This is a genomic window from Seonamhaeicola sp. ABD4_340, from assembly GCF_056312135.1.
Genome location: NZ_CM149981.1, coordinates 2,318,427 through 2,334,358, shown reverse-complemented (window position 1 = coordinate 2,334,358; position 15,932 = coordinate 2,318,427). Strand labels below are relative to the sequence as shown.

Below are 15,932 nucleotides of genomic sequence, written 5' to 3'. Positions count from 1 at the left end.
ACAAATGTTCGGTTTTATAATTACAATCAAAATAATTCAATTTTACAAAAAGTCAACATAAAACCTTAACATAACAAGCAAACAAAATTATTTAAACACATGAATGTTTTAAAACTAAACACTTTACTGCTATTAATCAGCTTTAGCATTTTTTGCACTTCTTGTAAACCTGCAGCAAACAAAAATGAAGTCATAAATGATTCAGATTTTAATAAAGGCTGGCTCTTTAAAAAAGATAGTATTAAAAATGCTGAAACTATAGATTTTGATGATACTAATTGGCAAAAAGTAAACGTACCTCACGATTGGTCTATTGAAGGCCCATTTAATAGTAAATACAATGCCCGTACCGGTGGCTTACCTGTACATGGTATTGGTTGGTACAGAAAACATTTTACTGTTGAAAAAGAATTACAAGGCAAACAAATAGCTATTGAATTTGATGGTGCCATGAGTAACGCCAAGGTTTACCTTAACGGAAAATACATTGGCGAAAAACCTTATGGTTATATAGGTTTTGAATTTGATTTAACCAAACATATTAATTTTGGTGGCAATAATGTTATTGCTGTACAATTAGCGCCTGAAGACTTATCAATGCGTTGGTATGCTGGGGCAGGTATTTACAGAAATATAAGATTAAAAATTAATAACCCAGTTCACATTCCGCAATGGGGCACCTACATTACTACACCTAAAGTTGAAAACGGAAACGCCATAGTTAACATAGAAACTACCATTAAAAACAGTTCTAACTTAATTGTTAATGCACTTTTAGAAACTGTTATTAAAGATGAAAATGGCACCATAGTAGCCACTAAAACATCAAAAACCAATGTAAAAGCAAACGCTGAAATAGTAGTGCCAACAATTGCTCAAATCTCAAATGTTACACTTTGGGACATAAACGCTTCGTATTTATACACAGCACATTCATCTATAAAAATTAACAATACCATTGTTGATGAATATACCACACCTTTTGGGGTAAGAACAATTGAATTTAATACCAAAGACGGGTTCTTATTAAACGGTAAAAAAGTACGCTTTAATGGGGTGTGTATGCACCATGATTTAGGTCCTTTAGGCGCTGCCGTAAACTACAGAGCTACTGAACGCCAAATGCAAATTATGCAAAGTATGGGGGTAAACGCTTTACGTACAAGCCACAACCCGCCTTCTCCAGAAATGTTAGAGGTGTGCGATAAACTAGGAATTGTTGTTATTGATGAGGCTTTTGATGAATGGAAAATAGGCAAAGTACCAAACGGTTACCACAAATACTTTGATGAGTGGCATGAAAAAGATTTGCGCGATATGATAAAACGTGATAGAAATCACCCATCAGTTATTATGTGGAGTATTGGTAACGAAATTTTAGAACAAGGAAAAAAAGATGGTTGGAAATTAACAAAACACCTAACCGATATTTGCCATGACCAAGATAATACAAGACCAACAACCATTGGTTTTAACTACTACCCTGCTCCTTTTGTAAACAAACTTGCCAATTATGTTGATATTGTTGGCATGAATTATTGGCCAACAACTTATTCTAAAATAATTGAAGAAAACCCCGAAATGATTGTTTATGGTTCTGAAACCTCATCGCAAACTAGTAGCCGCGGCATCTATCATCTGCCTATTGAATTTAAAGAAAAACACGAAACCAACCATGTTTCAAGCTATGATGTTACTGTTGGTCCACCATGGGCTTATGCTCCAGATATTGAATTTGATGCCCAAGCACAAAGCCCAAACTCTTTAGGTGAATTTGTATGGACAGGTTTTGATTATTTAGGTGAACCAACACCTTACGGAGGAAGAGACAATTCAACCAACGGGTATTGGAATGATGATTGGCCTTCGCGTTCATCATATTTTGCACCAGTAGATTTATGTGGTTTCCCAAAAGACAGATACTATTTATACCAAAGCCAATGGACTACAGAGCCCATGGTTCATGTATTACCTCATTGGAATTGGGAAGGTGAAGAAGGTAAATTAATTCCGGTTTATTCATACACCAATTGCGATGAAGTTGAACTGTTTGTAAACGGAAAATCATATGGCAAAAAAGTAAAAGGGAGAGATTTTACTGAAATACCTTCTGAATATCATCATTTTGAAAAAGGTATGTATAAAACTAAATACCGCCTATCTTGGAATGTACCTTATCAACCCGGTTCTATAAAAGTTGTCGCTTATAAAAATGGAAAAATAGCAGCTACCAAAGAAATTAAAACAGCCGCTAAACCTGCCAAAATTAAGCTAGAAGCAGACCGAAGTATTATTACTGCAAATGGCGAAGATTTATCTTTTATTACCGTTACAGTTTTAGATGAAAATGGCAATATTTGCCCTAAAGCCAATAATTTAATTAATTTTGATATTAAAGGCGAAGGTATTTTAGCTGCTGTTGGTAATGGAGACCAAACATCAATGGCATCATTTAGAGTACCACAAAGGCAAGCCTTTAGCGGCAAATGTTTATTGGTTGTAAAATCTACTGAAACAGCTGGAAGCATAAATATTAAAGCCATATCTGATAATTTACAAAGTACTTCAATTACAATTGAAACAAAATAACTTATTTATGAAACGCTTTTTAATTTTATCATTTGTAGTATCACAAATAGTAATAGCACAAACAAAACCTTCTGTTAAATTATGGCCTAATAAGGTGCCTAATGAAACAGCACCAAAACAAGCACACAAAATATCAGATAATAACAAAAACGATGTTATTAGGATTTCAAAAGTCACAAATCCAGATTTTTTAGTATTTAAACCCATTAAAGCTCATGAAAATAAAGGAGCGGTTATTGTATGTCCTGGTGGAGGTTATAATGTACTTTCAACAAATTTAGAAGGTAGCGAAGTGGCTTATTGGCTAAATAGTTTAGGTTATACTGCCTTTGTTTTAAATTATAGAGTACCGCAAAATGAATTAGGCGCATTAAATGATGTACAACGTGCTATTAAATTAATTAGAAATAATGCCAAAACCTATAATATAAACCCAAATAAAATTGGTGTTTTAGGGTTTTCGGCTGGCGGAAGTTTAAGCGCGCGTGCAGCAACACTTTATACTTCAAACTCATATACAAAAGTTGATGATGCTGATGATATTTCTAGCAGACCAGATTTTGCTGTATTAATATATCCCGCATATTTAGACCGCGGTGAAAACCGAAGTTTAACACCAGAAATTAAAATACCAAACAACGCTCCACCGTTTTTTATTTTTGCTACAGCCGATGATAAATACGGTAACAGTGCTTTGGTTATGACAACTGCTTTAAGAGATAAAAAAATACCTGTAGATTTACATTTTATTCAAAATGGTGGACATGGATATGGCTTACGCCCCGGAAATATTGCAGCTAAAATGTGGCCGCGTTTAGCTGAAAAATGGCTTGAACGTATTTTAGAGTAACTTCTTTTAAATCAATCAATTAAAAAAAAAAGATAAAAAACAGGAAACTCAATTATAAGTTTCCTGTTTTTATTTTACTATCTCTTGTTTTATTATAAGTATTAAAAAGTGTTTTAACTTTAAGTTGATATTTAGGATTATCAATTAAATTTTTTGCTTCTTTTTCAGAAATATTTTCATTTAAATTAAAAAGAGCAATAGGTGTTCTTGTTTCATCTGTTTTGTCTTTTTTATCAAACTTAATAATTAATTTCCAACCATCTTCGGTAATCATTCCACACTTACTTGTTCCGCTTTGCGTAATTAAAAACTCATGCGGATTTATATTTTTTTCGCCCTTCATAATAGGAAATAAATTAGAAGAATCTATAGCCTGACCTTCTTCTAACTTTTGGTTTGTAATAGCAGCCAAAGTAGCCATAACATCAATACCTAAAACAGGCTCTTTAGATACTTGCTTACCCTTAATTTTACTGGGCCACCAAGCAATAAATGGTACACGTGTACCACCTTCATAAGCTTGATTTTTTCCACCTCTGTATATACTACTTGAGTTATGGCCAGATTGCAAGGTTTCTTTTACCAATAACCCGCCATTATCTGATGTGAAAATAATTAATGTATTATCATAAACACCTTGGTCTTTTAGAGCTTTCACCATCATTTCCATTTGAATATCAAGCTCTTTAACCATGTCTAAGTGATTTGATGGTGTTGTTCCGGCTACTTTGGTACCGTTCAAAAATTTTGAAGGTGTATGTGGTTTATGTACCGCTTGTGAGCAGTAATACATAAAGAAAGGCTCTTTGGTTTTGGCATTTCTTTCAATAAATTTAACGGCTTTATCAACCAGTAATTTACCTGCATTATACGGGTTCCAATTACTGTCTCCTAAGCCTTCTTTTTTATCGAGTTTAAAACCACGTTGTTTACCGTATTCTTTGGTAATTAATACAATTTTAGAATCTTTACCAAGCGGCGTCATTACACCATTTTCATAAACAGCATAAGGTTCTGCTTGAATGCCTGCTGGATACATATAACTATAATCAAATCCGTTTTGTACAGGGCCTTTATTTAAAACTTTTGTTATGTCAACATCTGTTTCATGTTCTTTTCTTGGGCTTCTATAAACAATTTGAGGGTTATCTTTTCTTCCGAAGTCCATACCAAATCCCCATTTTCCAAAGAAAGACGTTTTATACCCCGCTCGTTTCATGAGTTTACCTAAAGTAAGCTGATTCTCTTCTATTGGTGATGGCTGATAACTTCCCCAAACGCCCCATGGTGCATAACTTCGGTAGCAGTGATTACCTGTCATAACAGCATAACGTGTTGGTGCGCACAAGGCTGCTGGTGAATGGGCATCTGTAAATACCATGCCTTCTTTTGAAAGTTTATCTAAAGTTGGTGTTTCAACAATTATATTATTGGAATGCATACGCCTGTAATATGAAATATCGCCTGTTCCAATATCATCAGCTAAAACCACAATAACATTAGGCTTTTTTTGGGCAAACCCTATAAACGATAAGGCTAACAATAAAATTAATGTTTTATACTTTTTCATAAATTTTAAATTTAACTTTTAAAATATTCTGGAAATGCTAATTTAATATCCAATTCATCACCCGTTTCTTTTTGCCATTGTACAAACTCTTTAAGTAAATTTTTTACAATGATTTTTGAATTTGAATTTTTTATTAAATTATTGGTTTCCCATTTATCTTTTTTAAGGTTATATAATTCTGCTACTTTTGCTTTTGGATACATTATAAGTTTATAATTGCCTTGAATAATACTTCGTTGGTCATCAAACATAGCCAAGTAAATAGACTCGTAAACGTCATTTTTTGAAGCTTCGGTTATTGTAGATTTCAAAGATTTAAAATCTATGTATTCTGGAATATCAGCCCCAACAAAATCTAAAATAGTTGGGTAAATATCTTGTAAATACAACCGTTGGGCTAACTTTTTATTTTTTGGTATTCCGGGGCCCGTAATTATTAACGGGGCTTTAGCACTTACATCATATAAACAAACCTTACCAGCAACACCATTTTCACCAAAACTAATACCGTGGTCTGACATGAAAATGATAATAGAATTTTCATAAAGCCCTTTTTCTTTTAAAGCATTTAATATATCTCCAATACGTTCATCCATATGTGTTACCATGGCATTATTTTGTTGGTAACGTGTTTGCATTGTTTTCGGGTTTAAAGGTGCAGATGTATAATTATATTTTATCTGTGGATGAAGCGGACCTGCTTTTACACTTGGAGGTAATTTTATGTCATTTTTAGGATATAAATCATAATACTTCTGTTGGGTCTGCCTTGGTACATGTGGTGCATTAAATGCAACATATAAAAAAAATGGTTTCTCTTTTTTTGAAGCATCGTGTATGAAAGAAACAGCCTCTTTGCCAACAACATCGGTATAATGACCTTCTGGAGAATTATACGTTTTTAATTGACCGGGTAAAATGGAACCGTAGTGATGAAATGTTTCTTTAACCGATTTACCCCAAGCATGCCATTTTCCTGTAAAATAAGATTCATAGCCTTGGGCATTTAATCGTTCTGTTAAAGATGGCCCTGGATTTTTTTGCTTATTTATTTTTGAAGCTTCCCATAAATGTACACCATTAAATAACATGGTTCTACTAGGAATACAAACAGCTGGTGACCAACACCCCATATTGTAGGCATTGGTAAAATATACTCCAGAATCTGCTAAAGAATCTATGTTAGGTGTTTTAACATTATCAAATCCGTAAGCACCAACAGCTAAATTGCTTTGGTCGTCAGACTCAATCAAAATTATATTAGGCTGTCCAAAAATTGATAAATTAAAAAGAAGAACTAAAACAATAATTACTTTCATGGTGTGTGTTTTTCACAAAGTTAGAGTTAGTGATTATAAAAAAACTCCACATATGTTTTAGTTTACATTATAAATGTATTTATATTTTATTTATTTACAGTAATTTTATTACTAATTCCTTTAGAAGCTCCTAAGTCTATACTTCTTTGAGATGGTAATGAACCTGCAACATAAACGGTGTACTCCCCATTTCTAATTACTTTTTTTCCATCTTCAGTAAACTGATTGAATGCTACTTTATTTAAATTGAAAGTTATTGTTTTACTTTTTCCAGGTTCTAAAGAAATGCGCTTAAACGATTTTAAATCGAAAATAGGATCTTCTGTTCCTGCTAAAGGTGAAGAAATATACAACTGAACAACCTCTTCTGAAGTTAAATTACCTGTATTTTGAACTTCAACAGTTACGTTGTAGTCATCACCAATACTTAAATTTTTATAATCAAACGACGTATATGATAACCCGAAACCAAAAGGATATAAGGGTTCTTCTGTCATATACTTATATGTTCTTCCTTTCATGTTATAATCTTCATATGGTGGTAATTGATCTACCGATTTTGGAAATGTAATTGGTAGTTTACCAGATGGTGGTACATCTCCAAAAATGACATCGGCAACTGCATTTCCGCCTTCTTCACCAGGATACCAAACAAATAAAACCGCATCAACAATATCATGTAACTCAGGAATAGCAATTGGGCTTCCTCCCGTTAAAACCAATATTAATGGTTTATCAGTTTTACTTTTGATTTTCTTTATGTAATCAATTTGATTTTGTGGTAATTTTAGTTGGGTTCTATCTCCTTTTTCACTTGAAGCAATGGCTTCGCCTTCTTCACCTTCTAATAAAGCAGAAATGCCCATAACTGCAATACAAGCATCTGCTTTTCCTGCTTCACCTGTAGACCAATCTATTGGGTTTACATTTTTTCTAAACGGTAAAACACCTGCTTTGTAATTAATACTTGTACCCGGACTTACTTTACCTACAATACCATCTAAAATAGTTTGTGTATTACTTGTTAAGCCATAATAATTTCCCAATAAAACTTCTTCATTTGAAGCATTAGGCCCTACAACATAAAGTGTTTTTATTTTTTTATCTAGCGGAAGAATATTATTCTTATTTTTTAATAGCACAATAGATTTTTGGGCTGCCTCTAGAGCTACTTTTCTATTTTCCTTAGAGTCTACCACAGAGGCATCAAGGCTATCATAAGGTCCTGAACCAACTGGATCAAATAAACCTAATTTAAAACGTGTACTTAAATTTTCTTTTAAGCGTTTGTCAATTAATTCTTCTGTAATTAAACCTTGATTTAACGCACTTTTTAATACACTATAAACATTTCCGCAGTTTACACTTGTACCTGATTTTAAAGCCATTGCTGCAGACTCTTCGGGTGTATTGGTAACTTTATGAAAGCGATGAAAATCACTTATTGCTCCGCAATCTGATACTATGTAACCGTTAAAACCCCAATCATCTTTTAAAATATCTTGTAATAAATATGGACTACCGCAACATGGTACTCCTTGCGTTCTATTGTAAGCGCCCATTACACCTTCTACATTAGCCTCTTTTACTAATGCTTCAAATGCTGGCAAGTAAGTTTCATATAAATCTTTTTTAGAAACCACAGCATCAAACTCATGCCTAAATTCTTCTGGCCCGCTATGAACCGCGTAGTGTTTAGCGCAAGCTGCTGCCTTTATATAGTTAGTATCATCACCTTGCAAGCCTTTAACAAAAGACACGCCTATTCTACTTGTTAAATACGGGTCTTCACCGTAGGTTTCTTGTCCGCGTCCCCAACGTGCGTCTCTAAAAATATTAACATTGGGAGACCAAAATGTTAAACCAGCATACCTACTACGGTTACCAATTTTAATGGCTTCGTTGTATTTTGCTCTGGCCTCATCTGAAATAACAGTACCTACACGTTTTATTAAATCTTCATCAAATGTAGCGCCTAGTCCTATTGCTTGAGGAAATACAGTGGCTCTACCATTTCTTGCCACACCGTGTAATGCTTCATTCCACCAGTTATATTCAGGAATTCCTAATCTTTCAATTGGCGGGCATACATCTAACATTTGAGAACATTTCTCTTCTAATGTCATTTCTTTAACAAGAATATTTACCCTTTCTTTTACTGAAAGTGTTGTGTTCTCCCAAGGAAATTTAGCTTCCTGAATTTTAACAATTTCTTTTTCTTCTTTTTTTTGCTCATTGCACCCTTGAAGAGAAATTATAAAAAAAGATATAAGCAAAAGTATTGCCCGCTTGCAGCCTTTTTTCATGGACTATATTATGTTTAGATATCGTTCCAATGTTTGTCAATAACCTCTTGAATGTGCGGAAATTTATCTCCGTCTTCTTCATTTAATTCCTTACGCTTTTCTGCCAATTGCTCTTTTAAATCTGCAATTATATCTTTATATGCAGGGTCATTATAAAGGTTATTCATTTCTTCAGGATCATTTTCTAAGTCATAAAATTCCCAAGCTGCCGGAGTGTGCATTGTAAACCTATTACCCCAGCTTTTTTTATTCCATTCTGCATCTGGCTTATCGGTATCTACCCAATACTTTCCGTAGAAAAATATAAGCTTGTATTTTTTTGTTCTAATACCAAAATGTGCAGGATTTGCGTGTGCATGTGCCATATGCATCCAATACCTGTAGTATGATGATTGTTGCCAATTTTCTGGTTCTTCACCTGTTTCTAAAATAGATTTAAAACTATTTCCTTGCATATAATCTGGTGTTTTACCTCCGGCCATTTCAATTAATGTAGGAGCAAAATCGCTATTATTTATTATGGCGTTAGTTCTAGCACCAGCTTTAATTGATTTAGGATATCTTACAAAAAATGGCATTCTTAAAGATTCTTCATACATCCAACGTTTATCAATATAATCGTGTTCACCTAGCATAAAACCTTGGTCTCCTGTATATACAATTATGGTGTTATCGTATAATCCTTCGTCTTTTAAGAATTGTACTAAACGTGCCATATTATCATCTACACCTTTCACACAACGCAAATAACGTTTTAAATATTCTTGATAAGTTTCATGTGTAAAGTCTCTATCACTCATGCCTTCTTTAATACGCTTTGATGGGTCAAAATCTGGATTTGACACTTTAGTGTATTGTCCGCTCCATAAACGCATGTGCATTCCTCTAATTGTATTTCTTTTAGATACAGAAGAACCAATATCATGAATTAATGAGTCATTAACTCCTCTGGTTGCAATTGATCCATTATTACCGTTATCATATAAACTAGCGGGCTCGGGAATGTGAGTTTCTTCTAAATAATCTTTATATCGTGGCGCAAATTCAAAATCGTCATGCGGTGCTTTAAAATGATGCATTAAAAAGAAGGGTTTGTTTTTATCGCGCTTATTTTTAATCCAATCTAAAGATATATCAGTAATCATATCACTTGAATGGCCTTTTGTTTGTATTGTATTTTGTGGCCAAGGTTTTTCGCCTTGAGTAATAAATGATGGGTTATGGTACTTACCTTGCCCTGGTAAAACTGTGTAATGATCAAAAGATGCTGGTTCACGTTCTAAGTGCCATTTACCTATTATAGCCGTTTCATACCCCAGTTTTTTCATTTCTTGTGGTAAATATTGATTTTCAGGATTAATATGTCCTTCTAAATCTAATACACCATTTGTTTGGCTGTATTGTCCTGTAATAATTGTGGCTCTACTTGGCGTACATATAGAATTGGTTACAAAGCAATTATCAAAAATCATCCCTTCTTTAGCAATTTTATCTAAAGTTGGTGTTGGGTTTAAACTTGCTAACCTACTACCATAAATACCAAAAGCTTGTGAGGTATGATCATCAGACATTACAAAAATAATGTTGGGTTGTTTAGGTTTTGATTCTTGAATTTGCTTTTTATTACAGCTGAAAATGAATACTAGTAATACAACAATTGCTAACGACTTTTTTAACATAATTATGAAACTTTATTTTTCGGATTATAAAATTCAACTTCTTTTAGCATAAACAGTATAACATATGTTTTAAATAATACCATTTATCATTCAAAAATTAGTAATTACTGGGCAAATGCCGTCCATTATCATATATACTTTTCGCCTCAAACCTTATAACTCATTATATTACATCTTCATAACAAAAAACACTATAATACTTAACATTATTATTATTTATATTTTGAAGTAATTAAAAACACAGCTTAAAAATATAAAATACAATCGATTGTATTTTTTCATATATTAGCATATAACTAAACTAAATTATCATATTCATGACATATCGTAGATTATTTCTATTACTAAGCCTACTTCTTTCTATACTATGTGTAGAAGCGCAATCTATAAAACCTTCATCTGTTAAAAAACATATGAAACGTGTTGCCAATTGGCAAATTGAACATTTTAGAGATTCGTATTCCAGAAAAAAACCTCATCATATTGCAGACTGGACAAACGCAGCCTTATATGTAGGAATGGTAAAACATGCCGAAACCACAAAAAAAAACAAATACTGGAAATGGCTTAAAAGCATTGGTGATGAACAAAAATGGAAACTTCACAAAAGACCATATCATGCTGATGACCACGCTGTTGGACAAATGTATATTGAGTTATACAGAAAATACGGCAATAAAAACATGATTAATCGAACCATTAAGGGTATTGATTACGTTATTGAAAATCCAAGTAAAGAATCTGTTGAATTTAAAACTAAAAATAAAAATGCACAAAAAGAAAGATGGACTTGGTGTGATGCTTTATTTATGGCTCCACCAGTATTCGCTAAACTTTCTAATGTTACTGGTGATAAAAAATATTCTGATTGGATGATGAGCGAATATAAAATCACCACCCAAAAACTATTTGATAATGACGAACATTTATTCTACAGGGACAATAGGTTTATTGGTAAATTAGACCACCATAAAAAAATATTTTGGTCTAGAGGAAATGGTTGGGTTTTTGGAGGTTTAGCACTTTTAATGGATGAATACAATGAAGGCTCTGAAGAATATGAATATTTTAAGGACATTTACCTTAAAATGGCTAAAAAGTTAATTGAAATTCAAACACCAGAAGGACATTGGGCCATGAGTTTACTTAGTCAAGATGTATATCCTACACCAGAAACCAGTGGTACTTCATTCTTTACATTTGGACTTGCTTGGGGTATTAACAATGGTTTACTTGACAAAGCTACTTATTTGCCACATATTGAAAAAGCTTGGAGTAGTCTTTGCAGCCATATAACTGAAGATGGTATGCTTGGTTATGTTCAACCAATAGGAGCTGCTCCTGGTAATGCGTGGGCAGACAAAACTGAGGTTTATGGTACCGGTGCTTTTCTTGCTGCTGGGGCAGAAATTTATAAAATGTTGAAAAAATAATACATCTTTAAAACAAAGCTTGTTTCTGATTTTTCAGAAACAAGCTTTACTTTTTATGTTATTTTTTTAATTCCCAAACTCTAAAATACTTTACATGGTACTCGCCATCTAAACGGTTATCATCAGGTAATGCACCAAACCACTTATTAGATTCACAATTAAAGTTCACCTCTAAAGGCTGATGCCAATGGGTGTTTTCAGCTTCTCTAAAAAGAATTCCATCAATGTAAAAACGTATATACTCAGGAGTCCATTCTAATCCCCAAACATGATAATCTTCCTGTAATTCTAGAGGAAAGTAATACTTTTTGGTTCTGGAGAAATGTTTTTTAACGTCTCCTTTGTCTTTTGGCGCTCTAAACACATGAATGTTTGAATTTAAATCATGGCGGTTGTAATTTAGGCCTGGGGCGTTTTCACAAATATCAATTTCTGTCCACCAGTCTTTTGACACATTAGTCATCCAAAAACCTGATACCCAAGGGGCATCCATTAGCTTTCCTTCAGCTTCAAAATAACCATATAAAAATTTGTTTTTACTTTTTATGAAACCAGTAGAATGTGTATATCCTTCAGGTAATTTTTCATTACCATGTTGGTTTACTCTAAATACTAATTCTCCATTTTCTAAGCTTACATTTGAACCATGAAAATATGTTGGTTTTCTTCCTTTCCATCCTGGGTTATTTGGATACCATCTTTCAGTATTTAAAGATTTACCATCAAATTCATCTGAAAACTTCTTTAATAATTTCCATTTTTTAGAATTATTTTGATCTGATAAAGGAAATTTGTCATTTTTTCGTTTTGGTGCATTCTCTAAACTAACAGAATCTACATATTTTTTTGGTGGAATAGTTAAATCTTGAGCTATTGAAAGCTTAACAAAAACAAACAATAAAACGGTAAAAAAGTATCTCATAGTAAATAATTTATAATACAAAACTATACACTGTAAAATATCTTTTGTGAAACTAATGGTTTAAAGCGTTGTTGGTATGTTTAGTATATAGATTTTTTACTCATAATTTAAATATACTGTACGCTTTTGAAGATAATGATCTACACCATAAACTCCATCTTCTCCTGCAATTCCAGAGGTTTTATGTCCTGAATGGTACCCTTGAATATTTCCAACAATCATTTGGTTTATAAAAATGGTTCCAACTTCCATGGTATCAATGGCTTTTTGATGCACTTTATAATTGTTTGAATATAAATAAGCCGAAAGGCCTTCTTCCCTATCATTAGCCAATGCTACGGCTTCTTCAAAACCGCCTACTTTTACAATTGGCATTACTGGGGCAAATAATTCTTGGCTAATTGTTGCACCATCTCCTTTTACATTTCCTAAAATGGTTGGTGTATACCAGTTTCCTTTTTCAAAATAAGTGCCTTCTGGTCTTCCTCCTCCTAATAATAATTCGGCTCCTTGTTCAATATTTTGTTTTACTAAGTTGTCTACTCTATTTAAACCTAAAGTACTAACATTAGGCCCCATAGTTACAGAAGCATCAAACGGATCTCCAACTTTAATTTGTTGCGTTCTTTTTACCACTTTTTCGGTAAATTCATCGGCTACTTTTTCATCTACAAAAACCATTTCATTACAAATACATACTTGTCCGCAATTAGCATAACGAGAAATAACTGCAGCTTCAACTGCTTTATCAATATCAGCATCGTCGCAAACAATAAAAGGTGCTTTACCTCCCAATTCCAGAATTAATCCAGTAATATTTTCTGCAGCAGCTCTATACATAGCTCTACCCGCTCTGGTGCTTCCTGTTAGAGATATTAGTTTTGTAATAGGACTTTCAACTAAAAGCGAAGCCGCATCAGCCGTTTTAGTAGACACCATATTGATAACTCCTTCTGGAAGACTTGACTCATCTACCAATCTACAAAACTCAGAAGCTGTGATAGGCGTTAACTCATGAGGTTTTATAATCATGGTATTTCCTGTAGCTAATGCTGGCCCAACCTTTCTTCCGATAAGGGCTAAGGGATAATTAAATGCACACAAACCAACGGTTACACCATAAGGCACTTTATAAATAGAAAGTCTGATATTTTTAGCTTCCGCTGGAAAAATAGCCCCTTGAATTCTTCTTGCAGCTTCTGCCGAATAGGTCATGTAAGTTACAGTATCATCTACTTCTCCTAAAGCCTCGGCATAGGTTTTTCCTTGTTCCATAACTAAAAGTTTTGCAAAGTGTTCACGCTCTGCTTTTAGTTTATTAGCTATTTCGTAAATATGGTTTGCTCTTGTATTTGCTGGCGTAAGTTCCCAAGCTTTTTGTGCTTTTTGAGATGTTTCTAAAGCATATTGAACATCATCTTTAGTACAGGATGTAACTGTAGCAAAAACTTCATTATTAACTGGATTCTCAACTTCAATTTTTTCTCTTACCGCACTATCCAACCATTCTCCATTAATGTAACACGGATAGTGTTTAATATTAGTTTGACTCATATTATTTAGTTTACTTTTTATTTGAATTTTGGTGTTCTTTTTTCAACAAAGGCAAGAAAGCCTTCTTTTTCATCGTGTGTACCGTATAGCGTATTGACTTTTTTAGTTTCTAATTGAAGAAACTCATTTAAATGCATACCGAAACCTTCGTTAAAAGTTTCTTTTATTGCTGTCATTGCAGATTTTGATCCTTTTGATAGGTTTACAACATATTCATTCACCTTTTCTTCTGAAGTTTCTTCAGTATAAATTTTATGAATTAAACCCATTTTAAAAGCATCTTTAGAACTTATTGGATTGCCAGAAACAACCATTTCAAAAGCATTTGCATGCCCCACAGCCTTTACCAATCTTGGTACACCGCCATTACCAGGCATTAAACCTAATTTAACTTCGGGTAATCCTATTAAAAATTGTTTTTCTGAGGCTAATCTTATATCACAAGCCAAAGCCAATTCTAAACCTCCACCAAGGGTATGACCATTTAAAAAAGCGACGTAAATTTTAGAACTATTACTTATAAAATTAGCTACTTTATTTGCCATAACAACCATTGCTTTGTTTTGTGCTATTGTATTGCTTTGAAACACCTTAATATCTGCACCTGCACAGAAGAACTTTGGTATGCTGCTTTTTAATAAAACTACTGCAACGTCACTATCTGTTTCAACAGATTTTAATAAATTTTCAAACTGATTAAAAAATTGAATATCGTAACCATTAACCGGCAATTTGTTCATGCTAATAATTGCTAGTCTATCTTTTTTATTATAATCAAACATAAATTTTCTCTATTTACAGCGAAATTAAATTTACATATAAAAACAATTTTCACAAATAAAAAATTATTTAAAAAAACTATACAATGTATAGTTTAAAAAATTTTATAAGGTTTTTTAGCCTCCAATAAGTTTATTAATATCTGCTTGTGTTTGTTTTAAATTTTCAAGAATAGTTTCCATATTTAACTCTTCATGTAAGGTTGATGTAAATACCGAAACTGCTAAAACTGCTGGTACTTCAGAATTTTTACCAATTGGTATTGCTATATCTGTAATACCACTTGTTAGCTGGCTATCTGCAGTTCTATAACCTATGTCTTTTATGGCTTCAACTTCTTTTATGAAAGCTTCCTTTTTTTCTTTATCCCAAGTTTTATAAAAAACATCTCTAGATAATATACTGTTGCGCTCTTTTTTGTTTAACATAGAAAGAAGTGTCATTCCTGAAGTTGTTTTAGACAACGGAAAATGTGTACCAACCTCTATTGACAATGATACTGCACTTGGGCTTCGCATTTGAGATATTACTAGTAGTTGATCACTGTTCATAATACTTAAATGGCAAGATTGCCTGGTGTTTTCACTTAACATTTGCATGGGGTAATGTGCCACACGTTTTAACTCATCAAAAGGTGTATGTGAATGCGATAAACTATACATTTTTAATGACAACCTATATTTTCCTGCACTATGCCCTCTAACAATATAACCACGCTGCTCTAAACATACCAACATTCTATAAATTTCACTTGGTGTTCTATTTATACCTTGTGCAATTTCTGCTTGCGTTAAAGGCACGCGCTCTTTTGATAAGTATTCTAAAATATCTAAACCCTTATCTAACGCCGGCGCATTATATTTTACTGTATTTGTTTCAGCCATATTAAAAATTGAATTACACAATATTAATAAAACTATTCTAATTATT

General features: G+C 33.0%; 11 protein-coding genes. 3 read left to right on the top strand and 8 right to left on the bottom strand.

What is annotated here, in order from left to right:
- The first annotated feature begins 99 nt into the window (after positions 1-99).
- Together galB and ACYX4H_RS10060 are read left to right on the top strand one after the other, a co-directional pair.
- A complete protein-coding gene (gene galB / locus ACYX4H_RS10065) occupies positions 100-2,589 on the top strand; it encodes a beta-galactosidase GalB (RefSeq protein WP_476236118.1) in 2,490 nt (829 codons plus the stop codon).
- A 7-nt stretch (positions 2,590-2,596) separates the two neighbouring features.
- Positions 2,597-3,439 carry an alpha/beta hydrolase gene (locus ACYX4H_RS10060; RefSeq protein WP_476236117.1) on the top strand — a complete coding sequence of 281 codons (843 nt, stop codon included), beginning with the start codon at positions 2,597-2,599 and terminating at the stop codon, positions 3,437-3,439.
- Between the two features lie 52 nt (positions 3,440-3,491).
- Here ACYX4H_RS10060 and ACYX4H_RS10055 read toward each other — a convergent pair whose 3' ends face one another.
- From ACYX4H_RS10055 to ACYX4H_RS10040, 4 genes are all read right to left on the bottom strand, one after another.
- Entirely contained in the window at positions 3,492-5,009 is a 1,518-nt protein-coding gene (locus ACYX4H_RS10055) for a sulfatase family protein (protein ID WP_476236116.1), read from the bottom strand.
- Between the two features lie 11 nt (positions 5,010-5,020).
- Entirely contained in the window at positions 5,021-6,328 is a 1,308-nt protein-coding gene (locus tag ACYX4H_RS10050; protein ID WP_476236115.1) for a sulfatase-like hydrolase/transferase, read from the bottom strand.
- An 86-nt stretch (positions 6,329-6,414) separates the two neighbouring features.
- Complete coding sequence (locus ACYX4H_RS10045) at positions 6,415-8,634, bottom strand: glycoside hydrolase family 3 C-terminal domain-containing protein (protein ID WP_476236114.1); 2,220 nt, start codon at positions 8,632-8,634, stop codon at positions 6,415-6,417.
- A 14-nt stretch (positions 8,635-8,648) separates the two neighbouring features.
- Entirely contained in the window at positions 8,649-10,205 is a 1,557-nt protein-coding gene (locus ACYX4H_RS10040; protein WP_476238656.1) for a sulfatase family protein, read from the bottom strand.
- 425 nt (positions 10,206-10,630) lie between these two features.
- Between ACYX4H_RS10040 and ACYX4H_RS10035 the strand changes: the two genes are divergently transcribed.
- Positions 10,631-11,746, top strand: a complete 1,116-nt coding sequence (locus tag ACYX4H_RS10035; RefSeq protein ID WP_476236113.1) for a glycoside hydrolase family 88/105 protein — start codon at positions 10,631-10,633, stop codon at positions 11,744-11,746.
- Between the two features lie 58 nt (positions 11,747-11,804).
- Here the strand turns inward: ACYX4H_RS10035 and ACYX4H_RS10030 are convergent, their stop codons facing one another.
- The 4 genes from ACYX4H_RS10030 to ACYX4H_RS10015 all read right to left on the bottom strand — a co-directional run bounded on the left by ACYX4H_RS10030 (position 11,805) and on the right by ACYX4H_RS10015 (position 15,886).
- A complete protein-coding gene (locus ACYX4H_RS10030; RefSeq protein ID WP_476236112.1) occupies positions 11,805-12,668 on the bottom strand; it encodes a family 16 glycosylhydrolase in 864 nt (287 codons plus the stop codon).
- 96 nt (positions 12,669-12,764) lie between these two features.
- Positions 12,765-14,222 carry an aldehyde dehydrogenase family protein gene (locus ACYX4H_RS10025; protein ID WP_476236111.1) on the bottom strand — a complete coding sequence of 486 codons (1,458 nt, stop codon included), beginning with the start codon at positions 14,220-14,222 and terminating at the stop codon, positions 12,765-12,767.
- Between the two features lie 17 nt (positions 14,223-14,239).
- Positions 14,240-15,004 carry an enoyl-CoA hydratase/isomerase family protein gene (locus ACYX4H_RS10020; RefSeq protein ID WP_476236110.1) on the bottom strand — a complete coding sequence of 255 codons (765 nt, stop codon included), beginning with the start codon at positions 15,002-15,004 and terminating at the stop codon, positions 14,240-14,242.
- A gap of 114 nt (positions 15,005-15,118) precedes the next feature.
- Entirely contained in the window at positions 15,119-15,886 is a 768-nt protein-coding gene (locus ACYX4H_RS10015; protein WP_476236109.1) for an IclR family transcriptional regulator, read from the bottom strand.
- Positions 15,887-15,932 lie beyond the last annotated feature (46 nt).